This is a genomic window from Hymenobacter sp. YIM 151858-1 (genome assembly GCF_025979705.1).
Taxonomy (GTDB): domain Bacteria; phylum Bacteroidota; class Bacteroidia; order Cytophagales; family Hymenobacteraceae; genus Solirubrum.
Map to the genome: position 1 here is coordinate 3,256,167 of NZ_CP110136.1, position 26,113 is coordinate 3,282,279.

At 63.3% G+C, this 26,113-nt stretch carries 31 protein-coding genes; 13 read left to right on the forward strand and 18 right to left on the reverse strand.

Going from position 1 to position 26,113, the window contains the following annotated elements; translation table 11 throughout:
• Window positions 1-245 precede the first annotated feature (245 nt).
• The 3 genes from OIS50_RS14355 to OIS50_RS14365 all read right to left on the reverse strand — a co-directional run bounded on the left by OIS50_RS14355 (window position 246) and on the right by OIS50_RS14365 (window position 2,171).
• The gene (locus OIS50_RS14355) at window positions 246-515 is read right to left on the reverse strand and encodes a hypothetical protein (RefSeq protein WP_264691322.1); all 270 of its coding nucleotides are present in this window, start codon (window positions 513-515) and stop codon (window positions 246-248) included.
• Window positions 516-657: 142 nt separating this feature from the next.
• Entirely contained in the window at window positions 658-1,704 is a 1,047-nt protein-coding gene (locus tag OIS50_RS14360; RefSeq protein WP_264691323.1) for a DUF6268 family outer membrane beta-barrel protein, read from the reverse strand.
• An 11-nt stretch (window positions 1,705-1,715) separates the two neighbouring features.
• On the reverse strand, window positions 1,716-2,171 hold the full coding sequence (locus OIS50_RS14365) for a DUF2147 domain-containing protein (protein ID WP_264691324.1): 456 nt from the start codon (window positions 2,169-2,171) through the stop codon (window positions 1,716-1,718).
• Window positions 2,172-2,384: 213 nt separating this feature from the next.
• Between OIS50_RS14365 and OIS50_RS14370 the strand changes: the two genes are divergently transcribed.
• The 4 genes from OIS50_RS14370 to OIS50_RS14385 are packed head-to-tail and all read left to right on the forward strand — an operon-like array spanning window position 2,385 to window position 4,887.
• Entirely contained in the window at window positions 2,385-3,062 is a 678-nt protein-coding gene (locus tag OIS50_RS14370) for a VOC family protein (protein WP_264691325.1), read from the forward strand.
• Between the two features lie 48 nt (window positions 3,063-3,110).
• Window positions 3,111-3,320: a VOC family protein gene (locus OIS50_RS14375; protein ID WP_264691326.1), complete on the forward strand. Its 210-nt coding sequence runs from the start codon at window positions 3,111-3,113 to the stop codon at window positions 3,318-3,320.
• A gap of 60 nt (window positions 3,321-3,380) precedes the next feature.
• The gene (locus OIS50_RS14380; protein WP_264691327.1) at window positions 3,381-3,968 is read left to right on the forward strand and encodes a glycosyl-4,4'-diaponeurosporenoate acyltransferase CrtO family protein; all 588 of its coding nucleotides are present in this window, start codon (window positions 3,381-3,383) and stop codon (window positions 3,966-3,968) included.
• Between the two features lie 28 nt (window positions 3,969-3,996).
• Entirely contained in the window at window positions 3,997-4,887 is an 891-nt protein-coding gene (locus OIS50_RS14385; RefSeq protein WP_264691328.1) for a DUF5694 domain-containing protein, read from the forward strand.
• A 111-nt stretch (window positions 4,888-4,998) separates the two neighbouring features.
• On the opposite strand, the gene OIS50_RS14390 is transcribed toward OIS50_RS14385, so the two are convergent.
• Window positions 4,999-6,021 carry a ScyD/ScyE family protein gene (locus OIS50_RS14390; protein ID WP_264691329.1) on the reverse strand — a complete coding sequence of 341 codons (1,023 nt, stop codon included), beginning with the start codon at window positions 6,019-6,021 and terminating at the stop codon, window positions 4,999-5,001.
• 352 nt (window positions 6,022-6,373) lie between these two features.
• Between OIS50_RS14390 and OIS50_RS14395 the strand changes: the two genes are divergently transcribed.
• Complete coding sequence (locus tag OIS50_RS14395) at window positions 6,374-7,708, forward strand: TPM domain-containing protein (protein ID WP_264691330.1); 1,335 nt, start codon at window positions 6,374-6,376, stop codon at window positions 7,706-7,708.
• A 276-nt stretch (window positions 7,709-7,984) separates the two neighbouring features.
• Window positions 7,985-8,371, forward strand: coding sequence for a hypothetical protein (locus OIS50_RS14400; RefSeq protein ID WP_264691331.1), 387 nt, complete (start codon window positions 7,985-7,987; stop codon window positions 8,369-8,371).
• 78 nt (window positions 8,372-8,449) lie between these two features.
• On the opposite strand, the gene OIS50_RS14405 is transcribed toward OIS50_RS14400, so the two are convergent.
• Window positions 8,450-8,818 (reverse strand): hypothetical protein, encoded by a 369-nt coding sequence (locus tag OIS50_RS14405; protein ID WP_264691332.1) that lies wholly within the window; start codon window positions 8,816-8,818, stop codon window positions 8,450-8,452.
• 166 nt (window positions 8,819-8,984) lie between these two features.
• Here OIS50_RS14405 and OIS50_RS14410 point away from each other — a divergent pair, with 166 nt between their 5' ends.
• Both OIS50_RS14410 and OIS50_RS14415 read left to right on the forward strand, forming a co-directional pair.
• Window positions 8,985-9,524, forward strand: coding sequence for a GNAT family N-acetyltransferase (locus OIS50_RS14410; RefSeq protein ID WP_264691333.1), 540 nt, complete (start codon window positions 8,985-8,987; stop codon window positions 9,522-9,524).
• A gap of 45 nt (window positions 9,525-9,569) precedes the next feature.
• Window positions 9,570-9,857, forward strand: coding sequence for a hypothetical protein (locus tag OIS50_RS14415; RefSeq protein ID WP_264691334.1), 288 nt, complete (start codon window positions 9,570-9,572; stop codon window positions 9,855-9,857).
• Between the two features lie 82 nt (window positions 9,858-9,939).
• On the opposite strand, the gene OIS50_RS14420 is transcribed toward OIS50_RS14415, so the two are convergent.
• From OIS50_RS14420 to aspA, 3 genes are all read right to left on the reverse strand, one after another.
• Entirely contained in the window at window positions 9,940-10,437 is a 498-nt protein-coding gene (locus OIS50_RS14420; protein WP_264691335.1) for a hypothetical protein, read from the reverse strand.
• Between the two features lie 342 nt (window positions 10,438-10,779).
• Entirely contained in the window at window positions 10,780-11,292 is a 513-nt protein-coding gene (locus OIS50_RS14425) for a hypothetical protein (protein ID WP_264691336.1), read from the reverse strand.
• Window positions 11,293-11,558: 266 nt separating this feature from the next.
• Window positions 11,559-12,965: an aspartate ammonia-lyase gene (gene aspA, locus OIS50_RS14430; protein ID WP_264691337.1), complete on the reverse strand. Its 1,407-nt coding sequence runs from the start codon at window positions 12,963-12,965 to the stop codon at window positions 11,559-11,561.
• Window positions 12,966-13,141: 176 nt separating this feature from the next.
• Here aspA and OIS50_RS14435 point away from each other — a divergent pair, with 176 nt between their 5' ends.
• Window positions 13,142-13,549 carry a hypothetical protein gene (locus OIS50_RS14435; protein ID WP_264691338.1) on the forward strand — a complete coding sequence of 136 codons (408 nt, stop codon included), beginning with the start codon at window positions 13,142-13,144 and terminating at the stop codon, window positions 13,547-13,549.
• Window positions 13,550-13,624: 75 nt separating this feature from the next.
• Here OIS50_RS14435 and OIS50_RS14440 read toward each other — a convergent pair whose 3' ends face one another.
• The 6 genes from OIS50_RS14440 to OIS50_RS14465 all read right to left on the reverse strand — a co-directional run bounded on the left by OIS50_RS14440 (window position 13,625) and on the right by OIS50_RS14465 (window position 17,766).
• The gene (locus tag OIS50_RS14440) at window positions 13,625-13,948 is read right to left on the reverse strand and encodes a hypothetical protein (protein ID WP_264691339.1); all 324 of its coding nucleotides are present in this window, start codon (window positions 13,946-13,948) and stop codon (window positions 13,625-13,627) included.
• Between the two features lie 301 nt (window positions 13,949-14,249).
• On the reverse strand, window positions 14,250-14,546 hold the full coding sequence (locus OIS50_RS14445; protein ID WP_264691340.1) for a hypothetical protein: 297 nt from the start codon (window positions 14,544-14,546) through the stop codon (window positions 14,250-14,252).
• A 167-nt stretch (window positions 14,547-14,713) separates the two neighbouring features.
• Window positions 14,714-15,688, reverse strand: coding sequence for an alpha/beta fold hydrolase (locus OIS50_RS14450; RefSeq protein ID WP_264691341.1), 975 nt, complete (start codon window positions 15,686-15,688; stop codon window positions 14,714-14,716).
• Window positions 15,689-16,033: 345 nt separating this feature from the next.
• The gene (locus OIS50_RS14455) at window positions 16,034-16,666 is read right to left on the reverse strand and encodes a nitroreductase family protein (RefSeq protein WP_264691343.1); all 633 of its coding nucleotides are present in this window, start codon (window positions 16,664-16,666) and stop codon (window positions 16,034-16,036) included.
• Between the two features lie 103 nt (window positions 16,667-16,769).
• Entirely contained in the window at window positions 16,770-17,378 is a 609-nt protein-coding gene (locus OIS50_RS14460; RefSeq protein WP_264691344.1) for a pentapeptide repeat-containing protein, read from the reverse strand.
• Between the two features lie 121 nt (window positions 17,379-17,499).
• The gene (locus OIS50_RS14465) at window positions 17,500-17,766 is read right to left on the reverse strand and encodes a hypothetical protein (RefSeq protein ID WP_264691345.1); all 267 of its coding nucleotides are present in this window, start codon (window positions 17,764-17,766) and stop codon (window positions 17,500-17,502) included.
• A 148-nt stretch (window positions 17,767-17,914) separates the two neighbouring features.
• Between OIS50_RS14465 and OIS50_RS14470 the strand changes: the two genes are divergently transcribed.
• Window positions 17,915-18,316 carry an NUDIX hydrolase gene (locus OIS50_RS14470; RefSeq protein WP_264691346.1) on the forward strand — a complete coding sequence of 134 codons (402 nt, stop codon included), beginning with the start codon at window positions 17,915-17,917 and terminating at the stop codon, window positions 18,314-18,316.
• A gap of 30 nt (window positions 18,317-18,346) precedes the next feature.
• On the opposite strand, the gene OIS50_RS14475 is transcribed toward OIS50_RS14470, so the two are convergent.
• Both OIS50_RS14475 and OIS50_RS14480 read right to left on the reverse strand, forming a co-directional pair.
• Window positions 18,347-19,006 (reverse strand): hypothetical protein, encoded by a 660-nt coding sequence (locus OIS50_RS14475; RefSeq protein ID WP_264691347.1) that lies wholly within the window; start codon window positions 19,004-19,006, stop codon window positions 18,347-18,349.
• A gap of 145 nt (window positions 19,007-19,151) precedes the next feature.
• On the reverse strand, window positions 19,152-19,412 hold the full coding sequence (locus OIS50_RS14480; protein ID WP_264691348.1) for a hypothetical protein: 261 nt from the start codon (window positions 19,410-19,412) through the stop codon (window positions 19,152-19,154).
• A gap of 218 nt (window positions 19,413-19,630) precedes the next feature.
• Between OIS50_RS14480 and OIS50_RS14485 the strand changes: the two genes are divergently transcribed.
• Both OIS50_RS14485 and OIS50_RS14490 read left to right on the forward strand, forming a co-directional pair.
• Entirely contained in the window at window positions 19,631-20,404 is a 774-nt protein-coding gene (locus OIS50_RS14485) for a bacteriorhodopsin-like (protein ID WP_264691349.1), read from the forward strand.
• A 28-nt stretch (window positions 20,405-20,432) separates the two neighbouring features.
• Window positions 20,433-20,855 carry a nuclear transport factor 2 family protein gene (locus tag OIS50_RS14490; RefSeq protein WP_264691350.1) on the forward strand — a complete coding sequence of 141 codons (423 nt, stop codon included), beginning with the start codon at window positions 20,433-20,435 and terminating at the stop codon, window positions 20,853-20,855.
• A 92-nt stretch (window positions 20,856-20,947) separates the two neighbouring features.
• On the opposite strand, the gene OIS50_RS14495 is transcribed toward OIS50_RS14490, so the two are convergent.
• Together OIS50_RS14495 and OIS50_RS14500 are read right to left on the reverse strand one after the other, a co-directional pair.
• Window positions 20,948-23,062 (reverse strand): M13 family metallopeptidase, encoded by a 2,115-nt coding sequence (locus tag OIS50_RS14495; protein ID WP_264691351.1) that lies wholly within the window; start codon window positions 23,060-23,062, stop codon window positions 20,948-20,950.
• 189 nt (window positions 23,063-23,251) lie between these two features.
• Window positions 23,252-25,375, reverse strand: a complete 2,124-nt coding sequence (locus OIS50_RS14500) for a M13 family metallopeptidase (protein ID WP_264691352.1) — start codon at window positions 25,373-25,375, stop codon at window positions 23,252-23,254.
• 175 nt (window positions 25,376-25,550) lie between these two features.
• Between OIS50_RS14500 and OIS50_RS14505 the strand changes: the two genes are divergently transcribed.
• A complete protein-coding gene (locus tag OIS50_RS14505; protein WP_264691353.1) occupies window positions 25,551-26,006 on the forward strand; it encodes a hypothetical protein in 456 nt (151 codons plus the stop codon).
• Window positions 26,007-26,113 lie beyond the last annotated feature (107 nt).

Sequence of the window (26,113 nt, forward strand, 5' to 3'; positions counted from 1 at the left end):
CCAACTGCCGCGAGCTTGCAGCTCGCGACTAACGCATGATGTGGAGATTGTATCTTCACTGCCGCCCCAGTGGCAAGCTGACAACATACAACGTGAATCAAGCGAGTAGAAAACCTGCCACACAAGAAGGTACGATTAGTAAACTCGCGCCAGTTAAGCTAGAAGTCGACTAGTCAACAAACACAAACAACACAGCCGGCCTTTGCGCGAAGCAAAAGCCGGCTGTGTTGTTCAAAAACCTATGCTTAGTGACGACCGTGCCCGTGACCCCGGCCACGGTGGCCGCCTTTCGGGCCGTAATACACCGGTTGGGCTGGCACCAGCATTACGGGTTGCGCCCGATAGTGATGCCGGTGTTTCTTGTGTTTGTACTTAACCGGGTGCTCGCGCACCACCACTACCGGAGGCGGCGCTGGGCGGCCGATGTTGATGGTTACTTGGGCACGGGCCGGAGCTGCGCTGAAGGCCAAAGCGGCACTGGCGAGCAAGGCTGAGAAGAGGAAAGATGGACGCATGCAGTGGAGGTTAAGCTGAACTGTAAAGGGCGACGCATCAGCAGGCAAAGATTAAGCCAACACCCCATCCCTACGCAAAGCACCCGCCCGGCTGCGTTGCGGCAGCCAAGCGGGTGCTTGCCCAAGTGCCACGGCTACCCACCTAGGGGCTCACGAGATTTACACTCAGGTTGAAGTAAAGCGGGTTGCCGAGCGTGTTGCTGAACACCTCGCGGTTGGAGCCGCCGGGGTTTTGCGAGTCATATACATCGAAGCGCCAGTTGTAGCGGTAGCCCACCTGCGCCGACAGCCACACGAAGCCCGCCAGCTGCCGCTCGTAGGTGATGCGCGGCTTCATTTCGCCGCGGCGCAAAAACAGCTCCTGCCCGCCCACGGGCCCTAGGTAGTAGGTGTTGCCCTCAAGCTCGTATCCGAACATGAGCAGCGAGCTGGTGCCAAAGCTGCGGCGCAGGTTGACGCGGGCCGGAAACACCGCCTCGACGCCCCAGCGCGGGCTGAAGGTGCGGTTGTAAAACACCACCGGAATGTGCAGCAACTGGCCGGCGCGGTAGGTGCGCGTAAGGCCCAGGCCCCACATAAAGTTGTCGTTGGGTTTCCAGCCGTAAATGGCCGTGCCGCTGTAGGTAAGCGCCTCGCCGCTGATGTCGCCCGGGTTGCGGTAGGTGCCGTTAAGGTCGGTGTTGGCTTGCAGCAGCAGAAAGTGCTTGTTGTCGAAGGGCTTGAACACGGTGGCGTTGACGCCCGTGGAGCGCAAGCCGCGCCGCAAAGCCGCGAACAAAGGTTGCTGCTCGGCGTTGTCGAGGCCTACGCTGGTGTTCCAATAGGTGAGGCCCAGGTTCAGGATAAAGCTGGAGCGCGAGATAACGGGCGCGTTGAAGCCCAGGCGCACGCCCCCAAAACGGCTTACCGACTCGGTGACCTCACGGTCCGCGCTCGAAGGCGACACGGGTCCGCGGGCCGTTAGGTCGAAGCCGGTTTGGGTTTCGTAGCCGACCGAAATCAGCTTGGTAGGGCTCAGGTACAGCACCTTTTGCGTGGCGTAGGTGCGGGCGGCTTGGTCGTCGGCGTCGCCAAACTCGCCGAAATCGAGCGAATCGGCGGGGGCGGCGGGCGGCGGGGTGGTTTGGGCCAAGGCGGGCACGGTGGCCGCGGCCAGCAGCCCGGCCATCAGGTAGGTGTGCGGTTTCATGGGCGCGCGGCTTAAGCCTTCCTTACCTGGCGCTTCCACACATCGGTACGGCCGAAGAGCGACACGCCGATGTAGCCGCGCACCTCCAGCGTGTTTTCATCCACGAGCTTCATCTCGCAGGAGTAGTCGTTGCCGGTTTTGGGGTCGTAGATCTGGCCCGATTCCCACTGGCCGTCGCCCACGTACACGAAGTTGCGCAGGTTTTCGAGGCCCTTGAGCGGGCGGCTGCGCAGCTTTTCGTCGGGGTTGTTGATGTCGGTGCGGGGCGTGCCGTCGGGGTTGTTGGGCACCTTCAGCCACACCACGCGGCCGTAGTACTTGTCGCCTTTTTTGTAGATCTGGACCATGCCGGTGCCTTCGCCGTTTTTCCAGACGCCCAGCACGGCATCGGGGTTCTTGGCACAGGCCAGGCCAATCACGGCCAGCAGCAATAAGCTCGTCAGTAGCGTTTTCTTCAACCAGTTCATAGGAAAGGAGTTTTGTTAAGCCAAAATAAAGCAACGCACTCATGTTTTAAAGTAATACTATCATAATTTTGTTTTCGCGATACTCGCGCTGCTGTTGAGTGCCCACGTTGCCGGATTACGCCGGGGCCCGAAGCTACCGCGCCACTTTGCCCGGGGCCGCCAAAAACCGGCAGAGCAAGCGGCCATGCGCCACCGCGGGCCGTAGTATACCCCATGAGCGCTGCTACCCTTCCGTACCTCTCGGTGCCGGCCGAGCGCATTGGCATACATGCCCCGGCCGGCTCGTTGCCGGCCGAAACGCGCCTGGGCACCGTGCATCTGCAAGTAGCCGACCTAGGCCGCTCGCTCGGCTTCTACCAGGAGGTGCTGGGCTTTCGGCTGCTTCGGCAGCAAGCCGCTGCCGGGCCCCACGGCGCCGTAGCCCACCTAGGGCTAGCCACCTCCGACGAGGCGTTGCTGCTGCTGCACGAAAAACCCGGCGTGCGGCCCGTGCCGCGGCGGGGGCTGCTGGGCATTTACCACTTTGCCGTGCTGCTGCCATCGCGCCCCGACCTAGGGCGTTTCGTGCGGCACGTGCGGCAGTTGGGCGTACCCCTGGGCTCGTCGGACCACAACTACAGCGAGGCGACGTACCTCGTCGACCCCGACGGCATTACCGTGGAGGTGTACCGCGACCGGCCCCGCCAGGAATGGCAGGTAACGGCCCAAGGCGAAATTCAATCGGCCCTCGACCCCATGGACACGCACGGCGTGCTGGCTGCTGCGGGCGCCGAGCCCTGGGCAGGCCTGCCAGCCGGCACCACCCTTGGCCACATGCACCTGTACGTGGGCGACCTAGGGCAAGCCGCCGCCTTTTACCACGCCGCCCTCGGCCTCGATAAAGTAACCTGAAGCCTGACCGGGGCGCTATTTGTATCGGCGGGCGGCTACCACCACCACTTGGGCCTGAACGTGTGGGCCGCCGGCGCACCCGCCGCCACCGCCGATGATGCCCGGCTGCTGCGCTGGGAGCTGGTGCTGCCCACCCAGGCCAGCGCCGAGGCGGCTGCCCAGCGGCTCCGGCAGGCCGGCTACGCCGTGGAGGCCACGGCCCAAGGCTACCTTACCCGCGACCCGTGGGGCTCGGCGTTGCTGCTGCGCGTGGCGTAAGGCTACCAGCCGCCGCGGCGGAGTGCTTACCTTCCGGCCGAACATCAGCAGCGATAAGCCATGGCTTCGGAACGACGAAAAGCAGCTCGGCTGGCGGCCTGGTACAACGCCGTGCCGAACGTGCTGTGGTCGGTGCTGGGCTTTGCGCCGGTGGTGGCCTTCGGCTACGGCTACATGGAGCGGGCGTGGCTGTACGGGCTGCTAGCGCCGAGCTTGTTGGCCTACCTGCTGCCTACTGCGTGGCTGCGGCGTTTGCAGCTAAGCCAGTCGGCGGGAGTGTACCGGCAGCTGCGCGTGCACCGGATTAACCGCATCACCCAAAACGGCGCACTGGTGAATGCGCGGCTGCGGCAACGGTTTCCGGGGTTTCGGCAGGTGCAGGGGCGGGCATCGGCCGAGCGGCACGTGCGGGCCTCGTACCACCTCGAGCGTTTTCATCTGGTGCTGCTGCTGTTCTTTTTGGGCTGCACCCTGTACGCCGCCGCCCACGGCCGGTGGGGCTGGGCCTTGCTGATGCTGCTGGCCAACATCGGCTACAACCTGTACCCCATATGGCTGCAGCAGTACCTGCGGTTGCGCCTTGCGGCAGCGGCCGGCCAGCACGAGCCAGGAGCCGGCCCCGCCGAAAGCCACAAAGCGGTACTTTAGCCGGCATCTGTTGACGCTAAGTATCCGCATGAATCGATTGTTACTACCGGGTTTGCTGGCCCTGAGCAGCTTTTTTGGTTGCGTCACCTCGCCAAAATCTACTAGCGCCGCAGCCGCCAGCGCCACCCCGCGCACGGCCATATGGGTGCTTGGCTGCGACCACCTGGCCCAGCTTTACAAGCCCGATAAGCCCCACACCGACGTGCTTACCCCGCAGCGGCAGGCCGAGCTCACCGCCCTCAACCGCCAGATCGAGCGTTTTCGGCCCGATGCCATTATGGTGGAGCGGCTCCCCGAGCAGCAAGGCCGCATCGATAGCCTCTACAACCTGTACCGGCAGGGCAAGCTCGAGCTGGCCACGCTGCCCGATGGCCGCTCGGAGGTATACCAGTTGGGGTTTGTGCTGGGCAAGCGCCTAGGTATCGGACGTATTTACTGTGTGAATGCCCCCGGCGGCACCTCGCAGAGCATTTTGCACGAGGGCACCAACATCGAGCTTTACCAACAAGCCACTGCCCAACTGCGCGAGAAAACCAAAACCATAGGCCAGCAAATGCAAAGCGGCTCGATGACGATGGGGCAGTACCTGGCTTTCCTGAACAGCCCGGCCCTGGTGCAGGAGTTGCACACGCTGGTGTACCGCACCCCGGCGCGGGTTACCAACGGCACCCTCCGGCCCGATGCCATGGTAGATGCCGCGTTCATCAGCCCGCGCCACGTGGGCGCCGAGTTTATTTCGGTGTTCTACAACCGCGACCTGAAGATTTATTCCAACATAGCCACCACCCAGCTAGCCACCGGCAGCAAGCGCATTCTTACCATTTTCGGGGCGCGCCACACGGGCTCGTTGCAAGGCATTTTCGGCACCGACCCGGCTTTTCAGCTGGTGCAGGCTTCAGAGTATTTTAAGCAGAAGTAGGCCCAACTGCCGCTTGGCGGCGGCTTGCTACCGCAACACAACCAACCAGCCCACCCGCTGCCCATGATTAGGGCGGCAGGTGGGCTGGTTGGTTAGGCAAGTACCCAGGGGCTAGTACTTCAGCTTACGAATGGTGCCCGCGCCGGTGCTGAGCACATAGTAGGTTTGGGGGTTGATGCGCTCGATATCGGTAAGCCGATCCTGCCCGCTCAGCACGGTAGTGCCCGCATCGGTGGCTACGCGGCCCGAGTTGGGCAGCCAGCCCACAAACGTGGGCGGCGTAAAGGCAAACTGGCCGTACTCGGTAACCAGCAACCCGCCGCGCCCGGCCAGCGTGAGGCTGGTAAGGGCCGTGAAGCCCGTGCGGTACACGCTTACCGCGCCGCTGGTGCTAATCTGGTAGATGCGGGCGGCACCCGCGCTGAAGGGGAAACCGGTGAGCGTAGTTACCAGAAACTTGCTGCCATCGAAGATGATGCCCGTGGGCACGGCCTGCACCCGCGGGTTGATGTTGGGTATGCGGGCAAATACGCTGAGCGCCCGCGCGGTAAAGTTTACCTTGATGATGGCGTTGGCGCCGGCATCGGCAATGTAGAGGTTGCCATCGGGGCCGAAGGTGAGGTCGTAGAGGTTGGAGTCGAGGGGGTCGGAGAGGTTCTGCGACAACACGAAGGGCTTGATGTCGATGTACGGCACCGAGCTGGCGGGCTGCGGTGCGTCGCCCTTCTTGTAGTTGTATACATCGGCGGCGTACAAGCGGCCGTTCAGGCCATCAAGAATGTAAAGCACGCCGTCGCGGTAGAGCAGGTGGCCCAGGCCGCCGATTTCGCCGTTGAGCAGCACCTGCGAGCCAAACCCCGAAAACACCGTTTGCACCTCGCCGTTGGGCCGCACCACCACCACCGAGCCGTCGTTTTGGCCGGTGCCGCTTTGCGTTACCCACACCAAGCCTTTCTGATCGACGCTCATGCCAATGGGTTTCACCAGCTGATCGGTGAGAATAGCCGCTTGGTCGGGCAGCACTTTGGCATCCGACTGGCTGGGCGCCACCTGGTCGAGCGCGTGCTTATCGGCGCAGCTCGTACCGAGCATCAACATCGACACAAAAGCAAGGGAAATGCGGGCGTACTTCATGGCAACAGGATTGGAGGTGAGAAAGAAAATAGAACTTACACAAGCACAATCATCTGTTAATCAGCTGATTGACGTTGAATATAAGCAAATCACTTCCCGCTGCATATACTTTTTCTTATTTATGATTGTCGGAAGCAAAGACACATGCCCGAGCTGCTGCCAAGGCTCGGCAAGGGGTAGCAAACCACAATGGCTCAGCAAAAGCTGCTTCGGGCTTTTTGCGGCCGCTGCGCCAACTGCCCTAGGTTGCGGCCAGCCACACCAACCCAGGCAATGCAGCCCCACCGGCCCCGCAGGCGTACAACACAGGCAGCCCGGACGTGCTCCGCGGCCCTAACCCCCTGATGCTCCGATGTACCGCCTTCTGCTTATTTGTTTGCTTGTGGTAGCTGGCTGGAGCCGGCCCCTACTCGCTGCCGCGGCCGATGAGCTGCCGCCTCGGCCCAACCCGTTTAAATTCGTAACCGACCAGGCGCAGCTGCTCAGCCCAGCCGATGCCAACACCCTGGAGCGCGGCCTGCACCGCTACGCCGACAACACGGGCACCCAAATAGTGGTGGTAACCGTGCCCACTTTGGGCGGCCGCCCCGTAGCCGACTACGCCCGCGACCTAGGCGAGGCCTGGGGCATCGGCCAACGCACCCAAAACAACGGCGTGGTGGTGCTGCTGGCCGGCCAGGAGCGACAAGTGAGCATACAAGCCGGCAGCGGCCTGCGCCAGCAGATTACCCCCGAGCTGACGCAGCGCATCATCGGCCAGCAAATGACGCCCGAGTTTAAGCAGGGCCGCTACTTTGCCGGGCTGCGCGCCGGGCTCAACCAGCTGATGCTAGCGGCCAACCCCGAGTCGGCGCCGCGGCGCGAGCAGCCCGATGCCGCGGCCGCACCGGGCAGCACCGCCCCGCTCAGCAGCAACCCGGGCCTGGGTGCCGATGCCGGCGCGGGCAGCGGCAGCCTGCAAACGCCCGCGCCCAGCTACGGCGACGAACCGTTTTCGCCGGGTAGCCAACCCGCTGCCGCGCCGGCCAGCCCAGGCCTGGGCATTGGCAGCATGCTGCTCGGGGCCTTGGTGCTGGGTGGGGGCGTGTGGCTGCTGCTGCGCCTGTTTCGGCGCAAGCAAGCGCCGCCTGCTGCCCAAGGCCCAGTGCCCGATTTTTACCCCAACCGCCCGGCCGGCCCCAGCGGTGGCTACGGCACCGGCGGAGGCTATGGCGCAACCGGTGGCTACAACCAGGCCGGCAACTACGGCCGCGCCCCCATGCAGCAACCCGCCCCCGATTTTTACCCCAACCGCGGCAGCGGAGGCCTGAGTAGCGGCATGGGCGGCGCCCTGCTCACGGGCGCGGCGGCCGCCGCCGGCGCTTACCTGGGCAACCGCATAGCCTCGGCCCACGACCACCCCGACCATCCGGCCGCCAACGACCTGGGCACCGGCGGCACCCCGCCCCTGCCCACCGCGCCCGCGGCCGGCGCCGCAGGCGGCTTTGCGGCCCTGGATGGCGCTGGTGGCCCCAACGACCTAGGCCCCGATGCGCCAGCCCCCGACTACTTCAGCAACGAAGCCCTGCAGGACAACTCGGCCGACTACTTCGCCAACGACGATGCCTCGACCTACGACGACCTTTCGTCGGACGATACCGGCGGGGGCGGCTTCGACGATACCAACGACAACAGCGGCTCGTGGTAAGCCCCGCTGGCCACGGCCTGCATGCCCACGGCCCGGCTGCGCAGCGCAGCCGGGCCGTGGTGCTTGTAATGCGCTGCATTGGGGGGCTGCGGCTACCACATGAATTGGTGAGCCAAGGCCTAAAACCACGCTAAAAACCTGATTTTCATTGGGCATCACATCATTGTGTGAAACGAAGCAGGCAACCGTTGGGGGTAATTTAGCACCTACTAAACCGAACGCCAGGCAGGTGCCCGGCACCGGTAACAAGCCAACCCACTCCCAACCCTACCAACTATGAAAACGCTTCTGCAAACCGCCCCCCGAGTACTGATGATGGCCGCCTTCGCCGGCCTGGGTTTTGTTCAGCCCAGCATGGCGCAGTCGCCCAGCGGGCAGCCGGTGTACGTGGATAAGGTGGCCGATTTCACCTACCTGGTGCGCGTAAGCAACCCCGCCCAACGCGCGGCCAAGGTGCAACTGGTGCGCCTGCGCGACGGCAACGTGCTCTACCAGGGCAGCAGCTCGCGCCCCTCGTTTGGCGAGAAGATAAACGTGGGCAGCCTGCCCGATGGCCACTACGCCTTTGTGGTGCGCATCGGCAACGAAACCCACCGCTACGCGCTGGATTTGCAAACCACCCGCACGGTAGCCCTGGGCACCAGCGCCACCGCCATGCGCTAGGCCGCCGAGCTTAGCCCAAACGGCAAGGCCTCCGCACCGATGCGGAGGCCTTGCCGTTTTATAGCGTGCCCTAGGTGCTCAGGCCAGCGGGGCGCGGTTGGGGCCAGCCGGCGTTGGCGGGTTGGCATTGGGGGCGGCAGGCGTGCCGGTAGCGGCGGGCTTGCGGTTGAGCATCAGCGCCAGCACCATAAAAATAACCGGCAGGCAAAGCAGCACGCCCGGCAGCGAGGCTTCGTCGTGGTTGGAGTACCAGTAGGCGCCGTAAAGCAAATTGAACAGGTTCAGCCCGTGAATAAGCCGGTAGCGGCCCCGGGGCGGGTCGGCGGCCGCGTTGCGCAGCAACAGCAGCACAAACAGGCATACCAGCACGAAGGGCACCGTAACGAGCGTGGAGCGCAACAGCTGCTCAAACGGTATGCGCAGCAAAACGGCGGCGTAGGGTAGCATAGCAGGCAGGGGTAGCGTGGCCGAAACGAGTGTTACCTAATGTAATGCAAAGCAGCTAATTACAACATCGCTGAGCTTAGCCCTAGGCACCCGTTGCCTGCCCGTAACCCGGCACCCAGGGCGGCAGCGCTTGCTAGCTTGAGGCCGGCAGCCGTTGTTTGTGCCCATGAACATCCGAGCCCTTACCCCGGCCGAAATGCGCCCTAGGTTGGCGGCCTTGCAAGAGCTGCTGATTGATGCCGTAGCCAGTGGCGCCTCGGTTGGCTACCTGCACCCACTGCCACCCGAACTGGCCGCGCAGTACTGGGCCGGCGTGCTGGCCTCGGTAGCGGCCGCCGAAACCGTGCTGTTGGTAGCCGAAGCGCCCGATGGCAGCGTGTGCGGCACCGTGCAGCTGGTGCTGGCCACCAAGCCCAACGCGCCGCATCGGGCGGAGGTAAGCAAACTGCTGGTGCACTCGGCTTACCGCCGCCAAGGCATCGGCCGCGCCCTGCTGCACGCCCTCGAAACCCACGCCCGCCGGCACCAGCGCAGCACCCTGGTGCTCGATACCCGCCGCGGCGACGTATCGGAGCAGCTGTACCGGCAAACGGGCTACACCTTGGCCGGCGAAATACCCGCCTACGTGCGCAACGAGGCCGGCGAGCTGCAAAGCACCATGGTGTACTACAAGCTGCTTACCGAGGCGGCACCCGGCACCACCTAGGAAGTATTTCTGCTACCTTACCCCCAACCTAAGACCCTCTCCCCCATGAACGACCAGATTCTGGCGCTGGTGCACCAGGCGCACGCCCTCACCGAAAGCACCGCCGTGGCCGAAACCGATTTGCTGGAGCGCAAAAAGCTGGTGCTGGCCGATTTATCGTTGCACTTGGTGCAGGCTGCCTTGCGCCCCGGGCAGCCCAGCCCTGCCGAGCTAAAGCGCTACCTGTTCTCGGTGCTCACGGTGGCCGATGTGTTCGTCGACGACCTCGACCTGAAGGCCATGGCCGACACGCTGCTGCCCGCCGCGCCGGCCACCGAGCCAGCGGCCGTATAACCGCACCGAGGCCCGCCCCGGCACACGCACGGCCTTGGCCCTGCGTGCCCGAAGCGGGCCCCCGGCTGACACCTAGGCGTTGCTACAGCTGCGCTACCGGGCTGGCAGCGGGCGTAGCGGCCAACGAGGCCGCTGCGGCTTTGCCCAGGCGCACCTTAATGCTGCGCATGGCCACCGCGCGCTGCTTGCCGGCGGCCTGCAGTTGCAGGGTGTAGCGGTACTGCTGCTCGCCCGCCTTCACCACAATGGCGTAGCGGCCCGCTGGCAGCACGCTAAAGTTGAAGCGGTGCCCGTAGGCCTGCTCGGAGTAGGTTTCGCTGAAGATCGTTTTGCCGCTGACCAGGCTTACCACCTGCACCTGCCCCAGTTGCTGGGCCGGGTTGCTGATGCGCACCCGCAGGCTTACCTCATCAACCCGCTCCAGCGAAACGGGCTGCCCCGGCATGGCCTGCACCGGCGAAGCGGCCAGCACGCCACCTAGGGCCAGCAGCCCCAGCAGCACCCGCGAAGCGCGGGAGCCAGGTGCAGCAACGGCCGTAAACATTTGCGAACGGAGGGCGGAAGCGAAGAAGGTTTTCATAAGGGTATTGTGAAAAGATGGGTGAATCGGGTTTGGTCTGGGCGCCCTTAGCGGAGCGCCCCCTCCGGGCCGGTTGCCGGTGCCCACCTAGGCGGTGTGCAGTTCCGGACAACTGTAGCCTGGGGGCCAGCTTATATTCCCAATACCGATGCCAAATTTATATCGCTCTTATTATCAGTTAATTAACCCAAAGTTACGTTTGAACGCAGCGCTAAAATGTGTCCGGATGCGGGCACCGTGTTCAGTTTTGCAGGGCTGCACAAAGCCCCGCTGCCGTTTGCGTTCGGGCACGGGGCCACAAGCAAGCGGCAGCGGGGCTGCGTTGGCCGGAACTTAGGTTGGTTACATGCCCGCAGCCGCCAGGCGGTTGGCAGCCGGAGCGGCGGCCAACGAGCCGGGCCCCTGCTTGGCGAGCCGCACGCGTATGCCGCGCACCGCTACGGCCCGTTGCGTGCCGTTGGCTTGCAGGCGCAAGGTGTAGCGGTACTGCAACTTATCGGCTTTCACCACAATGGCGTAGCGCCCCGCGGGCAGGTTGCCGAAGCTGAAGCGGTGGCCATAAGCCGGGCCTGCGTAGTCTTGTCCGAACAGCAACCGGCCGCTGCTCAGGCTTTGTATCTCTACGCGCCCGGGCTGCTGGCCGGGGTTGCTGATGCGCACCCGAAAGCTCACGTCGTCGACTTTTTGCACGGTAACGGGTTGGGCGTCGTTTTGCGCCCGCGCCGGCTGGGCGGCTAGGGCGCCACCCAGGGCGAGTAGCGCCCCTACGGCCAGCGGCAGGTAGCCGCGTTCGGCGGCGGGGGTTGGCAGGGCAAGCGCGGCGGCTTCGGCAGTGGGCATTTGATGGGTTTTCATAGCGGTAGGTTGTGAGGGCGTGTTGTTGATGCAATGCTACACGCTGCTGGCCCCTGCTGCACTATTTCGGCCCGACATGATTGTGCTATAACCGATTGTTTACCAAGCAGTAGATAGCACAAATACCCATACCGCGCATCACATGCTCATGCTGTTCGGGCTGCCCATTTGCCTAGGTGCGGTTGCCGGTGCGGGGCACTGCCAAAACACCAAGCCGGCCGGCAGCACGCAGCTGCCGGCCGGCTTGGCTTGGGCCCCTGGGTGGGCTACTGAATAAAGTGCGGGCGGATGAGGTTCTCGAACGTAAAGATTTCGTCCCACTTGGCCTGCGTCAGCAAGCGGCGCTCGGTTACGGCAATCTGGTACACCGATTTGCCGGTGCGCAGCGCCTCCTTGGCTATTTCGGCCGAGGTTTCGTAGCCCAGCACGGGGTTTAGCTGCGTTACAATGCCCACGCTGTTGCGCACCATGTCCTCGGCGTGCTTGGCGTTGGCCGTGATGCCCACCACGCACTTATCGCGCAGGGTGCGGCAGGCGCGGCTCATGTAGGAGATGCTCGTGAACAAGGCAAACGAGATGACCGGCTCCATCACGTTCAGCTGCAGCTGCCCGGCCTCGGCGGCCATCGTCACGGTAAGGTCGGCGCCGATTACGTAGAACGCGGTTTGGTTTACCACCTCCGGCACCACGGGGTTTACCTTGCCCGGCATAATGCTGGAGCCCGGCTGCAGCGGCGGCAGGTTAATCTCGAACAAACCGGCGCGCGGGCCCGAGGACAGCAGGCGCAAATCGTTGCAGATTTTGGAGAGTTTCACGGCCGTGCGCTTCAGCACACCCGAAAGCTGCACATAGGCACCCGTGTCGTAGGTGGCCTCAATCAGGTCGCCGGCCAGCACCAGGTCGAGGCCGGTAAGGTCGCGCAGGTGCTGGGTTACCAGCTCGGCGTAGCCGTTGGGCGCGTTTACGCGGGTGCCGATGGCCGTGGCGCCCATGTTTATCTCGCTGATGAGGTGGCGCGAGTCCTCGATGCGCAGCAGCTCCTCGCGCAGGTTGGTGGCAAAGGCCTTAAACTCGTCGCCCATGCTCATGGGCACGGCATCCTGCAACTGGGTGCGGCCCATCTTCAGCACGTTCCGGAACTCCTCGCCCTTGGCGGCGAAGGCATCGGCCAGCTGGGCCAGCGCATCGCGGTAGCCCACCAGCTTGTTGTTCAGGGCAATGCGGAAGGCCGTGGGGTAGGCATCGTTCGTCGACTGCGAGCAGTTGACGTGGTTGTTGGGGTGGCAGAACTCGTACTGGCCCTTCTTACGGCCCATCAGCTCCAGGGCCACGTTGGCAATTACCTCGTTGGCGTTCATGTTCACGGAGGTACCTGCCCCGCCCTGAATCATGTCCGTCAGAAACTGGTCGTCGTGCTGGCCGGCAATTACCTGGTCGCAGGCTTCGGCAATGTAGCGGGCCGTGGTGGCGTCGAGCACCCCTAGGTCGCGGTTGGCCAGGGCGGCGGCCTTTTTCACGTAGCCCAGCGCCTGAACAAACAGCGGCTCGGCCCGCAGCGGAATACCCGTGATATCGAAGTTCTCGAGGGCGCGCAGGGTTTGGATACCGTAGTAAACGTTGTTGGGAAGGGTGCGTTCCCCAAGAAAATCGTGTTCGATCCGGGATGTTGGCATTGGGCTGAGCTGATCGGGTGTGGGATACTTCTACGCAAAGGTGGGGTTGGTTGGGCAAACCCAAAACGCATGTGGCCCAAACCACCGCCGCAAACCGCGGCCCCTTGCCTCGGCCATGCAACCCTAGGTAGCGGGCCGGGCCTCTTGCCCTTGCCACCCCTCACGCTGTTTTTTGCATGAAACACCTCTCTTATCTGGTTCTGGCCGCGGGCATGGCCCTGGGCAGCTGCCACAAAAAACCCGCTCCCGAACCCGCGCCCACCCTGGCCGGCGACTGGAAGGGCCTCGACGAACGCCAGGAAATGTACGACGAGAACAATCAGCTCCTGAGTTCTTACCTGCTGCCTTACCGGGTGGGCCTGCACGCCCTCCACTTCGATGAGCAGGCCCGCATTTACACTGTTTACAACAACGGAACGGTGGCAGGGCGCATCAGCTACTGGGTTACCGACAACCGCCTCTCGCTGCAGAGTGGCGGCGAGTTTACCATTGAGGAGCACACCAAGGCGAAACTGGTGCTGCGCGCCCGGCAGGACATCAACTCCACGCGCTACCTCATCCGGACCAAAACCTACACCCGCTAGGGCGGCACAAAAAAATCGGCCGCTGCTGCGGGTGCAGGAGCGGCCGATACCTAGGGCGTACGCCGGCAAGCAGGCTTACTTGCTGCGCACGGGCTTATCGACGGTGATTACGCCTTTGCGCGAACCGGCTTTGTTGGGATTGGCTTTGTGAGCAGCGCGGATTTTGCGGCGGGTTTTGCGACGCTTGGCCCAGCGCTTCATGGCGGCAATGGGGCCGCGCTTGCGGCGGCTGTTGCCTTTGTAGCGCTTGTAGTTGGGGCTGGGCACGGGCGTGGCCACGGAGGTTTCGGCCGCTACCTCGGTGGTAGCCGCGGCAGCCATTGCCACCTCGGCCAAAGCCTCGGCAGGCTCGATGAGCACCATTAAGGTGCAAAGAAACAAGAGTAGAAGTTTGCGCATGTCGAATGTAAGTTTTAGAAGTTAAAACAGGATGCGTGAGCAGTTTTTGATTCGAAATGTGCAATAGGTGGCGCGTGTTAGCACTAATATAGCCAGTATTTGGCAGAACAATACAAAAATATCCGCCGCGCCAAAAATTGTACGCTCCCGCCAGCAACCAATAGCAAAGCGCTGCTACCTAGCGCGGTATAGTCCTACCTGCCCAATATCAGCGCTGGACAACCCACCTAGGGTGGTGGCAATAAAAAAGCCGCCTGCTCCGGGGCGGAGCAGGCGGCTTTGCAGGTAAAGCAGCGGGCGCTTAGTTGCGCACCGGCGGCTCTACGGTAATTACCCCGCGGCGCGGCGCGGTGCGGGCTTTGTGCTTGGCGCGGCGCTTAGCCGACCACCGGCGGAAAATATTGCGGCGGTACTTGCGGCGGCTGTTGCCTTTGTAGCGCTTGTAGCTGGGCCGCGGCACGCGCGGGGGCGCATCGGCAATTTCGGCCTCGAGCACGGCCTCGGTGGTAGCAGCCGGCGCAGCGGGCTCGGCCAATGCCAGCACCGGATCGGCAAAGGCAAAAATCAGGCAGAGCAGCAGTAGAAAGAGTTTGTTCATAGGGAGGAGTAAAGCCAGGTGGAGTAGCAACCGCACGAGCAGCGCGCTTTTGCGGCGCAAATTACGGACCAATAAGGCTACCACCTGCTTATCACCGAATTATGCAGCAGCGCCGAGGTTCGCTTATACTCCTAAGTATCAGCGGCTACCCCGGGCAGCAGCGGCACCTAGGCCTTGCGCGGCAGCTTACGAGCAAAGGCCATTACGGCTGCCTGAAACTCTTTGTTGTTTTCGAGGAAGGGGTAGTGCTTGCCGGGCAGCACCACCACCTGCTGCTGCGGAAACTTAAACGACTTGTAGTGCTCGGGGCCGGTTACGTAATCCTCGCGGCCGCTCAGCACCAGCACGGGCGCCTGCAGCTTGGCCGAGGCGGGCGTAAAGTCCTGCACGTAGTCGGGCAGCTTGTACACGGCGGCGGCAAAATCTTGGTTCAAGGGCATGCTGCGCACCACCTTGCTGGCGCGGGCGGCGGCCGTATCGGTTACGTACATCAGCTTGCCCATGAGCTTTTGCTGGCCCAGCATGCCCATTACCATGCCCCAGCGCTGGGGCAGCGGCATGGCGGGGTCGAGGGGTGGGCGGCCGGCCTCGGGCAGCAGGCTGTAGCCGTAGGTGGTGGTGGTTTCCATGGTGGCGGGCAGGTTAAGGATGCTGTTGACCAGCACCATGGCCTGCACGCGCTCGGGGTATTTGCTGGCGTAGGCGGTGGCAATGGTGCCGCCAAACGAGTGCGACATCACCACCCATTTCTCGAGGCCCAGCTGCTGGCGCAGGTCTTCGAGGTCTTGCACCAGCCGCTCCAGCTTGTAGTTGCCGTTCGGGTCGCTGGCCGAGCGGCCGCTGCCCCGCTGGTCGAGGTAAATCATCTGAAAGGTGCTTTCGAGCGAGCGGCCGCCCAGGGCCTCGAAGCCGTAGCTGCCCGCGCCCGGCCCGCCGTGCACAAACACGCACGGCAAGCCCTTGCCCGCTACGTGGGTGTAAAGTTTTACGCCGTCGGAGGTAGTGATAGTAGGCGTGCCGTTGGCCAGCGTTGTTGCCGCCGCTTTGCGCTGGGCGGCCAAGGGCTGCGCCGCAAACAGCGCCAATAGAATTACAACGAACAATCGGCTCGGCCGAACCGACTTCAGGTAAGCATACTGCATGATGGATGGGATTGATGAATGATAAAGGAGCCTCAATATAGAAGTTTCGTATGGTGGCTGATAATTACTGCATTGCGGACAACCAGACCGCCCTCCGCGTTTGCTATTTTGTAAGGCTCAGATACAAGGGCCACAAACAAATCCTTACCCTTGCGCCACCCTGCGCTTGTGGTAGCCCGCATTCTTCTACTGCGCCGGGCTGTTGCCTAAAAAAACGGCCCGACTGCTACTGGCAGTCAGGCCACTTTACAAGCCATAATTAGTTGTTAGGCACAAATCCTTGCCTACGGGTTGTCGGTCAGCACAATTGGCCACTACCAATGCCTAACACCTAAGCCCTACAACCTAAATCTGCACGAAGAACTGCTCCTTGCTGCGGCGCACTTTTTGGGCGCTGGCTAGGTGGTCGTTGGCGGCATCGCGGTAGCCCAGGGCCAGCAACGACACGCTGCGCAGGCCTTGCGCGGGCAGGTTCAGCAGCGCGTCGAGGGCGGCCGGGTTGAAGCCTTCCATCGGGGTGGCATCTACCTGCTCCACGGCGGCGGCGGCCAGGGCGGTACCTAGGGCAATGTAGGCCTGGCGGGCGGCCCACTGAAAACGCTCGTCGGGCGTTTTGCCGGCCACCACGCCGCCCAGCATGGCCTTGCGGAAATCGGCCAGCGACTCGGCCGGCACGCCGCGCACCTCCTGGATGCGGCGCAGGTAAGCGTCCACGTGCTGCTCGGTTACATCGGCCCAGGCGGCGAATACCAGCACGTGCGAGCCCTCCACAATCTGGGGCTGCTTGCAGGCTTGCTCGAAAATTTGGCGGCGCACGGCGGGGTTCTCCACCACCAGTACGGTGTAGGGCTGCAGGCCCATGGAGGAGGCCGACAGGCGCGTGGCCTCCAGAATGGCATTTAGTTTCTCGGCCTCAATGGCTTGGCCGTTCATGCGTTTGGCGGCGTAGCGCCAGTTCAGTGCTTCTAGCAGGTTCATAGCAGTGGATGCGTACTTGGGGCAGCGCGGCTCAGCGAGGCGGCGTTGCCAAACAATGGCCCAACAACTGCCCACCTAGCCCGAATGTTTACCGCCCCGCAGCCTAGCCTTCAATCACGATGCCCAGCTGCGTTACCAAGCCCGGCAGCCCGGCCGTGCTGAAGCGGGCTTTGCGCAGGTAGTTCAGGGTGGGGTCGATGATGAAGTTGGTGGCGGTGGTGAAATCGGCGCCGGCCAGCTGCGTGTGCTCGAACACGGCCCCGGCCAACGAGCATTCGGCAAACACGGCCTCGGTGAGGTCGGCGTTGGTGAAGTCGGCATCGGACAGGGCGCAGTGCGCGAAGCGGGTGCGCGGCATGCGCCGGCCGTAAAACGACGCGTACGGCATTTGGCACCGCTCGAAGTGCACGCCAAAGAGCATGTCGCGGCAGGCCCCGAACTGCAGCCCCGACAGCTTGCACTCGCTGAACGCCACGTTTTGCAACCCCGTGTTGGCCAGCGTGGCCGAAGCCAGGTTGCAGCGCTCGAACAGGCAGTCGATAAACAGCAGGTTGCTGAGGTTGGCCCCCGAAAAGTCGCAGCTTACAAAGCGGCACTGCTCCAGCTCGTGCGGGTAGGCAGCCAGCCGGGCAGCATCCCAGCGCTCAAACACGTTTTCGGCCGGAAATACGGAGGGTTTGCGCAGGGCGGAGGCAGCACGCCGGGATTTCACAACAAGAGCTTTCGAGGGGGTGGAACCAGCAATGCCGCTGGGCGCCGCAAGGTACCCAATAAACACGGCGGCCCGGCTGCCTAGGGCAACCGGGCCGCCGGGGCAGCTGGCACCTAGGGCCCTAGCCGCGTTGGCCGCTTTGCTCGTCGGTGCCGAGGGTGGCGGGGTCGTTGTTCTGGCCTTCCATGCCGTTGGTTTGGTCGCTGTCGCCGTAGCCCCCGCGCTGGCCGCTGCCGTCGCCCATGTTGCCTTGGGTTACCTCGGTGGCACCGGCGGCGCCCTGCGGGGTTGCGCCGGCTGTTTGCTGCTGCTGCGGGGCTTCCTGGCGGCTGTTCTGCTCGTCGGCTTCGTTCGGGGTGCTGGTGGGCTGGTTCGGGTTGGTGCTCATGGTTGTTGGTCGGAATAAAAAATCGGGAGCCGCGGCCCTGCGCCGGCAGCTACGTAGCTGTACGCCGGCCGCGCGCGGTGGTTGGGCTGCCGGCCTACGGGCGCGCCGCCCTGGGTATCTTTGCCTGCCCCTACCCCGCTTCGCCCCCATGACGACGATCGACAAAATTGCCTGGCTGCTGCTCGATGCCGAGGGCCGTGTGCTCAGCACCCGCAGCCGCGGCAAAGACTGCTACTACTTCCCCGGTGGCAAGCGCGAGCCCGGCGAAACCGACGCCCAAACGCTGCTGCGCGAAATCAAGGAGGAGCTGACCGTTGACCTCGACCCCGAGAGCCTGCAGCACCTAGGCACCTTTACGGCGCAGGCCCACGGCCACGCCAGCGGCATTCGGGTGCAGATGACGTGCTACGCCGCCCGCTACCAGGGCACCCTGCAGCCCGCCGCCGAAATCGAGGAGGTGGTGTGGCTCCGCTACCACGACCGCCCCCGCGTGTCGCCCGTCGATCAGATCATCATGGACTGGCTGCACGCCGCCGGGCGGTTGGCCTAGGTGCAATTCGCAAAAGTTACTGCTGGCCGGCTACCGCGTGTACACCCGAATAATGCCGTTGCGGCCTCGCTCGCCGTAGGTTTGCAGCAGCTCGGGGTGGCCAGCCATTACGGCCACGCCCTTGAAGCGCGCGGCGGTTAGGGCGCGCAGCTGCTCCGGCGTGGCTGCCTGCTGATCGATGTAGAGCAGGCGCCCGGCCAGCTCCTGCTCGGTCAGGGGCTGCCCGGTTAGTAGTTTATTGTAGAGCTGTTTGGTGTACGCATACCGCTGCGCATCAAGCCCCGGATGAGTAGCCGGCCGGTGGCGGGCCACGAAGGCGCGCACGGCCGGCTGCTCGGCGTTTTGCCGGGTAGTAATGAGCACCACCACCGGCGACATGGGCCATAGCAAGCTGCTGCTCAGCCCTTCGCGCTGCAACAGGGCCGCTGCGTCCGCGTCGCGCACGCCGCTGATTTCGTCAATGGCGTCGGGGGCCAGTTGGGTAGCGGCCGTGTGCTCGGACAGCTGGCCGTCGATAAAGTACACGGCCTTGCGGGGCAGCGTCGCGGGCTCGTACCTGGGCCGAAACAGCGCCATAAATCCGCCGCTCGGCGCCGGATTTTGCTGCGCCGAACTTGGGGCCGCGCCCAACAGCACCGGCAATGCAACAAGCGCCACGCGTAGCGCGCGGCCCAACAATGGTTTCATCATGGCGATAGAGGTGTAGTGGTGATGAATGATAAGCAAATACACCAGCATAACGCCCTGCCTGGCTGCACATTGTGCGGCACCATGCCGTTGTTGGCCGGCTGCCGCAACCCTGCAGGGTGCCATGCGCCGAACGCCGCCGCAACACCTAGGCCCGCGTTACCCGGCCCTTCAAATCCCAGTGGCTGGCCTGCACCTGCTGGCTGCCGGGCACGCGCTTAATGGTGCGCACGTACCGCTCGCCGGCAATGGCGCCATCGGGCCGGCGCTGGCCGATAAACAGCGTAACCGGCTCGCCCAGGTCGTTGGTAACGAAGGTGATATCGAGGCCGCGAAAACGGTCGTGGAGGGTGCTGCTGGGCTCGTAGGTTTTGCTGAGCTTTTCGACAAGCTGGCGGTGCAGGGGCATGGCGGAGGCAGATAAAAGTACCTCGGGGCTATACGCAGCAGCCCGGCCCGGGGTCGGCCGCCGGTAGCCTGGTTGGCGCCGGCCCAAGGCACCTAGGGCCGGCCCAGGCGCATGGCTGGTATCTGAGAATTTTTTGTTTAAATTTTATATATCAAAGTTTAAACAAATCTTATATCAGATATATTATATGTGTGACCTTCAACTCAACCTCTTTCACTATGAAAACCTTGTTGCTTGATGTCATGGAAATACCGGTCGACGATCCGGTAGCTTTCACGTTCTTCACCGGGTACATGGCCATGTTTGCGGCGGCCGTGTTTTTCTTTTTCGAGCGCAGCACCGTCGACAAAAAGTGGAAGACCTCGCTGCTGATTTCGGGCCTGGTAACGGGCATTGCGGCGGTGCACTATTACTACATGCGCGACTACTACGTAACCACGCGCGCCACGCCCATTGCCCTGCGCTACATCGACTGGACGCTGACCGTGCCGCTGATGGTGGTGGAGTTTTACCTGCTGGTGCGCGCCGCCGGGGCCAAAACTTCGCTGCTGTATAAGCTGATTGCAGCGGCCCTCGTGATGCTGGTGTGCGGCTACATCGGCGAGGCCTTTACCGACGGCTCGATGCGCCACTCGGTGCTGTGGGGCACGCTTTCCACGGTGGGCTACGTGTACATCCTGTACTCGGCCTGGGCCGGCGAGGTAGCGCAGCTGGCGGCGGCCTCGCGCTCCGAGGCGGTGCAGCGGGGCGTGCGGGCGCTGGCGTGGTTCGTGCTGGTGGGCTGGGCCATTTACCCCATTGGCTACATGGCCATGCCCGGCGGCTGGCTGGGGCCCGATGGCGCGGGCCTGCTGCGCCCCCAAGACCTCGACCTGTTCTACAACATCGGCGACGCCATCAACAAAATCGGCTTTGGCCTGGTGGTATACGGCATTGCCCGCAGCGAATCGGCCGTGAAGGTGGCGCCGCCCAGCTACTCATCGGTAATGTAACACCCTAGGTAGCGCTACGCCATCAGCCATGAACGACAAGCCGTTTTTCGCGGAAACGCAGCAGCTGTTCGACAACGTGCGCGACCACGCCTTTGAGCCCCTGGCGGCCCTGTGCGACGATGATTTCGGCATCGTCGACATCAACGCCGAGGGCGGCACACTCGTCATCCGCAACCGGGCCGAGTGGGAAAGCTGGTTCCGCAACCTGTTTGGGCAGCTCGACGCCATGGACGCCCGCACCTGGTCGGAGATAACCGGCTACCAAGCCGTAAAAACCGCCGAAATGGGCTACAGCGTCGTCGATTTCGACCAGATGCTGGTGCACAACGGCAAGCGCCTGCGCTTCTCGTGCCTGAGCACCATCGTCTGGAAAAAAGTGGGCAACGCCTGGAAAGAAGCCCGCTACCACAGCTCGCTGCTGGGCGTGCGCGAGGAAGAAGCCGCCGCCTGACCCCTGCCTGCTCCACCGAAACAAAAAGCCCGCCCTAGGTACCTAGGGCGGGCTTTTTGTTTCGGGGAGGGGCTAGGAGGGCTGGGCAAGCCCTACCACACCTTGGCGCGCGTGGCCTGCGGGCGCACCATTTTGTCGCCCTCTTTGCAGCCGAACGCCTGGTAGAATTCCGGCATGTTCATGAGCGGGCCGTTCACGCGGAACTGCGCCGGCGAGTGCGGATCGGTGAGTACTTGCTGGCGCAGGGCCTCGGGGCGCATGCTGGTGCGCCACACCTGCGCCCAGGCCAGGAAGAAGCGCTGCTCCGGCGTAAAGCCGTCGTAGCGGGGCGCGTTGCCGTTGGGGTACTTCTGCTTCAGCTGCTTTTGCAAGGCCGAGTAAGCCAGGGCCGTGCCGCCGAAGTCGGCGAGGTTTTCGCCCATGGTCAGCTTGCCGTTCACGAACACCGAGTCGAGCGGCTGAAAGGCAGAGTACTGGGCGCCCACCAAATCGGCACGCTTCTGAAATTCGGCGGCGTCTTCCTTGGTCCACCAGTCGCGCAGGTTGCCCTCGGCATCCGATTGGCGGCCGCGGTCGTCGAAACCGTGCGTGATTTCGTGGCCGATTACCGCGCCCATGCCGCCGTAGTTCACGGCATCATCGGCTTTGGGGTCGAAGAAGGGCGGCTGCATGATGCCGGCCGGGAACACAATCTCGTTGAGCGAGGAGTTGTAGTAGGCGTTTACGGTGGGCGGCGTCATGCCCCACACCGAGCGGTCGATGGGCTTGCCGTAGCGCTGCACGTTATCCTTGTACTCCCATTCGCGGGCGGCAATTACGTTTTTCAGGTACGACTCGCGCGAGATGGTGAGGGCCGAGTAGTCCTTCCACTTGTCGGGGTAGCCGATTTTTACCGTGAAGGAGTTCAGCTTCTTCTGGGCTTCCTGCTTGGTGGCGGGGCTCATCCACTCGAGCTGCTGAATGTGCTCGGCCATGGCCTCTTTGATGTGGCCCACCATTTCCAGCGCCTTCTGCTTGGTTTCGGGCGTAAAAGCGCGGTCGACGTACAGCTGGCCGAACGCCTCGCCCAAGGAGGCATCCGTGGAGCGCAGCATACGCTTCCAGCGGGGTTGCTGCTGCTTGGCGCCCGTGAGCACCTGCTGGAAGCGGAACGACTCATCGACATACGCCTTGGGCAACGCCGAAGCCATGCTCGAGGTGAGGTGCCACCGCAGGTAGGTTTTCCAGTCGCTCAGCGGCTCGGCCTTCAGGGCAGCGCTGGCATCCTTAAAGAAGTCGGGCTGGCCCACAATTACCTCCTTCGCCGAACCCAAGCCTACTTGCTGCAGCACCGCCGGAATGGCCAAGTTGCCGAACTGCTTGTCGGCTTCGGCCACCGTCATTTTGTTGTAGTTGGCGTAGGGGTCGCGCAGGGCTACGCGGTCCTTCGAGGCCTTTGCCAGGCGCGTTTCGAGGCGCATCACTGTTTCGGCGTTTTTGCGGGCCGTGGCCTCGTTGTCGCCGAGCAGCTTAAAGGTGTTCGTCAGGTAGGTGTTGTAGGCCGAACGAATAGCTTTGGAACGCGCATCCTCCTTTAGGTAGTAGTCGCGGTCGGGCAGCGTGAGGCCGCCTTGCGAGAGGTACACCGCGTACTGGGTGCTGATCTTGCGGTCTTGGTTTACACCTAGGCCAAATACCGAGCGCGTTTGCAGCATCTGCTGGCGCGCCAACGACGTTTGCAGGCCTTTCAGGTCTTTGATGGCGCTGATGCGGGCGAGTTCGGGCTGCAGGTACTTCAGGCCCGCCGCCTCGATGGCGGCCGTGTCCATGGCCGAGGCGTAGAAGTCGCCCACCTTCTGCAGGTTCGTGCCCTTCTGCGCACTCTTGTTCGCCGCGGCTTCCTCCAGAATCTGCCGCATCAAAGCCTGATTCTTATCGATGAGCGTGTTCCAGGAACCCCACGAAGTTTCGGCGGCCGGAATGGGCGTGTTCTTCAGCCAGGTGCCCGAGGCGTACTGGAAGAAGTTGTCGCACGGCGACACCGACTTGTCGATGGTGGCTACATCGAGGCCGACGCCGGGCACGCTGGGCTGCTCGGTAGTAGTGGCGGTAGCCGTGGCCGCCGTGGGGGTGGTGGCGGCCGTTTGGGTGGAGCTGCTGGAGGCGCAGGCACCCAGGAAGCCGGCCAATGCGCTGGCAGCCAGCAGCAGGTACTTGTTGTTTGTCATGCGGGGTACTGACAACAGTGAACGAACGGGGAAAAGCGCGCCGCTTCCGATGGGGCAAAAGCGGCGCGCTCCTAAGTTCGGTATTAATGCTGGGTTTTATAGCACAACCTGGCAAGCAACCGGGCAACAAAAAAGCAGCCTGGCAATTTCAGGCTGCTTTTCTTGCGTTTTTATCAGCGGCTCAGCTGCTTACCATATTTTGGCTCGCTCGGCTTCGGCGCGCACCATTTTCTGGCCGGGTTGGCAGCCAAAAGCTTCGTAGAACTGCGGCATGTTCATCAGCGGGCCGATGGTGCGGTACTGCCCCGGCGAGTGTGGGTCAGTGAGGATTTGCTGACGCAAAGCTTCGGGCCGGATGTTGGTGCGGCGCAGCTGCGCCCACGCCAGGAAAAAGCGCTGTTCCGGCGTAAAGCCGTCGATTTTCGGGCGCGGGTTGCTGCCGTATTTCTGCTGCAGCTGTTTTTGCAGGGCGCCGTACACCACCGTCAGGCCGGCAAAGTCGGCCAGGTTCTCGCCCATGGTCAGCTTGCCGTTTACGTGCACCGAGTCGAGCGGCGAGAAGGCGTCGTACTGCGTGCCCACCACGGCAGCGCGCTTGGTAAACTCGGCGGCGTCTTCCTTGGTCCACCAGTCGCGCAGGTTGCCTTGCGAGTCGTACTGGCGGCCCTGGTCGTCGAAACCGTGCGTGATTTCGTGGCCGATTACACCGCCAATAGCGCCGTAGTTCACGGCATCATCGGCTTCCGGGTCGAAGAAGGGCGGCTGCAGGTACCCGGCCGGAAACACAATTTCGTTCATGGGCGGGTTGTAGTAGGCATTCACGGTGGGCGGCGTCATGCCCCACTCGTTGCGGTCGATGGGTTTGCCGAGCTTCTGCGCGTTGTCCTTGTACTCCCACTCACGGGCGGCCAGCACGTTTTTGAGGTACGACTCGCGCGAAATCGTCAGCGCCGAGTAGTCCTTCCACACGTCGGGGTAGCCAATCTTCACGCGCAGCGCGTTCAGCTTTTTCAACGCCTCCTGCTTCGTTGGTTCGCTCATCCAGGTGTTCGAGCGAATGTGGTCGGCCATCGACGCCTTGATGTTATTCACCATCTCCAGCGCCTTGGCTTTGGCCTCGGGCGAGAAAGCCTTGGCTACGTACAGCTCGCCGAAAGCTTCGCCCAGCGTAGCGTCCGTCGAGGCCAGCATGCGTTTCCAGCGCACCGTTTGGGTTTTGGCCCCGCCGAGCACTTGCGAAAAGCGGAACGTTTCGTCGACGTACGCTTTGGGCAGCGCGCCCGCTACCGAGCGCACCAGGTGCCAGCGCAGGTAGGTCTTCTGGTCACCTAGGGGTTCGGCCTTCAGCGTGGTGTTCAGCTCGTCGAAGAACGCCGGCTGGCCTACGTTTACCTCCTTGGCGGTGCTGAGCTGCAGCTCCGCGAGCAGGCGCGGCAAATCGAGGTTGGGGTAGCGCTTGGCCGCGGCGGCCACCGTCATTTTGTTGTAGTTGGCCTCGGGGTTGCGCAGCTCCACGCGGGTACGCGAGGCCTTGGCCAGGCGCGTTTCGATGCGTTCCACGGCAGCGGCGTTTTTCTCGGCCGTGGCCTCGTTGTCGCCGAGCAGCTTAAACATATTGCGCAGGTAGGTGCGGTACGCCTCGCGGATGTTCTTGGAGCGTGCGTCGTCTTTGAGGTAGTAGTCGCGGTCAGGCAGCGTTAGGCCGCCCTGGTTCATGCCCACGATGTACTGCGTCGAGTTCTTGTCGTCGATTTCGACGCCGGTGCGGAAGTAGCTGCCTACCTGCAACATCTTCTGCCGGGCCATGGCCGATTGCAGGCCTTTCAGGTCTTTGATGGCGCTGATGCGGGCCAGCTCGGGCTGCAGGTACTTCAGGCCCGCCGCTTCGATGGCTGTGGTGTCCATGGCCGAGGCGTAGAAGTCGCCCACCTTCTGCAGGTTCGTGCCTTTCGGCGCGCTCTTGTTGGCGGCCGCCTCCTCCAGAATCTGCCGCATCAGGGCCTGGTTGCGGTCTTGCAGCAGGTTGCGCGGGCCCCAGCTCGAGGCGTACGACGGAATAGGGTTGCTCTTGAGCCACACGCCGCCCGAGTACTGGAAGAAGTCTTCGCACGGCGACACGGAGCGGTCGATATCGGCGGGGTTGATGCTGCGCCCCTTGATTTCGGGCTCGGTGCTGGCCGCGGCCGTGGCCGTACCGGCGTTGTTGGCCGCAGCGGCGGGGGCATTGCCGGCCGGGTTGCTGGCGGCGCAACCCGCCAAAGCCAGCACCGAGGCGGCCGCCACGGCGCGTGTAAGCGCTAATTGATGTTTCATGGGGGACTGTGCAGGGATGGAAGGCACCCCTTGGGGCGAGGCAAAGACTTGGGTTGCGTAAGTTAGGCTGCATGCCCGGTTGCCGGCCGCTGTTCGGCCCTGCCAGCGCCCGCCGCACCTAGGGCCCGGCAGCTAGTGCGTAACTTGCGGCCTTCACCTGCCCTTTGTTGACGTCGTGCGTAAGCTCCTTTGTATCTCTTTCGCCCTATTCGCTACCCTAGGTGCTGCGCCGGCAGCTTGGGCACAAGCACCTGCCACCGCAACGCAGGCCGCAACCAACAGCCCCGAACAGGAATTTCTGACCGCTGCCGATGCCGCCGCCGGCCTGATGAAGCGCCTGATGGCCCAGCCCGCTACTGCCGCTGCCGAGGCTCCGCTACTGCGCGAGTGCACCGCCCTGTGCCAACGTGCCAAAGCCCAGCGCATTACGCCTGCCTATGCCCAATGGCTGCGCAGCCTGCGCCGCGAGGAGCTGCGCACCGCCGTGCAACACCTGCAGGCCAGCGCCTTTGTGCAGTACCTGGGCAAGCTGCAAACCGCGCCCGAGTTTGAGGCCCGCTACAAGCGCAGCCCCGCCGCCGCCGATATGATGCTGCAGATTTTGAATGCGTTTGACATTGAGCGGTATTAGTACCGCGCAGCGCAGGCCGGGCGCTGTCTTGCTGCCTTTGTAGCTCGCGTTTGCAAGAACGAACTGTAATACCAGACACCACCCGTCATCCTGTGCCGAGCGCAGGA

Bases quoted from the DNA above. Each gene is read 5' to 3' on its own strand.
- OIS50_RS14455 (WP_264691343.1), bottom strand. From the start codon at position 16,666: ATGAACCTGCTAGAAGCACTGAACTGGCGCTACGCCGCCAAACGCATG.
- OIS50_RS14480 (WP_264691348.1), bottom strand. From the start codon at position 19,412: ATGCCCCTGCACCGCCAGCTTGTCGAAAAGCTCAGCAAAACCTACGAG.
- OIS50_RS14470 (WP_264691346.1), top strand. From the start codon at position 17,915: ATGACGACGATCGACAAAATTGCCTGGCTGCTGCTCGATGCCGAGGGC.
- OIS50_RS14410 (WP_264691333.1), top strand. From the start codon at position 8,985: ATGAACATCCGAGCCCTTACCCCGGCCGAAATGCGCCCTAGGTTGGCG.
- OIS50_RS14390 (WP_264691329.1), bottom strand. From the start codon at position 6,021: ATGAAGTACGCCCGCATTTCCCTTGCTTTTGTGTCGATGTTGATGCTC.
- OIS50_RS14395 (WP_264691330.1), top strand. From the start codon at position 6,374: ATGTACCGCCTTCTGCTTATTTGTTTGCTTGTGGTAGCTGGCTGGAGC.
- OIS50_RS14485 (WP_264691349.1), top strand. From the start codon at position 19,631: ATGAAAACCTTGTTGCTTGATGTCATGGAAATACCGGTCGACGATCCG.
- OIS50_RS14385 (WP_264691328.1), top strand. From the start codon at position 3,997: ATGAATCGATTGTTACTACCGGGTTTGCTGGCCCTGAGCAGCTTTTTT.
- OIS50_RS14475 (WP_264691347.1), bottom strand. From the start codon at position 19,006: ATGATGAAACCATTGTTGGGCCGCGCGCTACGCGTGGCGCTTGTTGCA.
- OIS50_RS14465 (WP_264691345.1), bottom strand. From the start codon at position 17,766: ATGAGCACCAACCCGAACCAGCCCACCAGCACCCCGAACGAAGCCGAC.
- OIS50_RS14380 (WP_264691327.1), top strand. From the start codon at position 3,381: ATGGCTTCGGAACGACGAAAAGCAGCTCGGCTGGCGGCCTGGTACAAC.
- OIS50_RS14495 (WP_264691351.1), bottom strand. From the start codon at position 23,062: ATGACAAACAACAAGTACCTGCTGCTGGCTGCCAGCGCATTGGCCGGC.
- OIS50_RS14415 (WP_264691334.1), top strand. From the start codon at position 9,570: ATGAACGACCAGATTCTGGCGCTGGTGCACCAGGCGCACGCCCTCACC.
- OIS50_RS14370 (WP_264691325.1), top strand. From the start codon at position 2,385: ATGAGCGCTGCTACCCTTCCGTACCTCTCGGTGCCGGCCGAGCGCATT.
- OIS50_RS14445 (WP_264691340.1), bottom strand. From the start codon at position 14,546: ATGAACAAACTCTTTCTACTGCTGCTCTGCCTGATTTTTGCCTTTGCC.
- OIS50_RS14405 (WP_264691332.1), bottom strand. From the start codon at position 8,818: ATGCTACCCTACGCCGCCGTTTTGCTGCGCATACCGTTTGAGCAGCTG.
- OIS50_RS14425 (WP_264691336.1), bottom strand. From the start codon at position 11,292: ATGAAAACCCATCAAATGCCCACTGCCGAAGCCGCCGCGCTTGCCCTG.
- OIS50_RS14355 (WP_264691322.1), bottom strand. From the start codon at position 515: ATGCGTCCATCTTTCCTCTTCTCAGCCTTGCTCGCCAGTGCCGCTTTG.
- OIS50_RS14360 (WP_264691323.1), bottom strand. From the start codon at position 1,704: ATGAAACCGCACACCTACCTGATGGCCGGGCTGCTGGCCGCGGCCACC.
- OIS50_RS14420 (WP_264691335.1), bottom strand. From the start codon at position 10,437: ATGAAAACCTTCTTCGCTTCCGCCCTCCGTTCGCAAATGTTTACGGCC.
- OIS50_RS14490 (WP_264691350.1), top strand. From the start codon at position 20,433: ATGAACGACAAGCCGTTTTTCGCGGAAACGCAGCAGCTGTTCGACAAC.
- aspA (WP_264691337.1), bottom strand. From the start codon at position 12,965: ATGCCAACATCCCGGATCGAACACGATTTTCTTGGGGAACGCACCCTT.
- OIS50_RS14440 (WP_264691339.1), bottom strand. From the start codon at position 13,948: ATGCGCAAACTTCTACTCTTGTTTCTTTGCACCTTAATGGTGCTCATC.
- OIS50_RS14400 (WP_264691331.1), top strand. From the start codon at position 7,985: ATGAAAACGCTTCTGCAAACCGCCCCCCGAGTACTGATGATGGCCGCC.
- OIS50_RS14450 (WP_264691341.1), bottom strand. From the start codon at position 15,688: ATGCAGTATGCTTACCTGAAGTCGGTTCGGCCGAGCCGATTGTTCGTT.
- OIS50_RS14500 (WP_264691352.1), bottom strand. From the start codon at position 25,375: ATGAAACATCAATTAGCGCTTACACGCGCCGTGGCGGCCGCCTCGGTG.
- OIS50_RS14435 (WP_264691338.1), top strand. From the start codon at position 13,142: ATGAAACACCTCTCTTATCTGGTTCTGGCCGCGGGCATGGCCCTGGGC.
- OIS50_RS14365 (WP_264691324.1), bottom strand. From the start codon at position 2,171: ATGAACTGGTTGAAGAAAACGCTACTGACGAGCTTATTGCTGCTGGCC.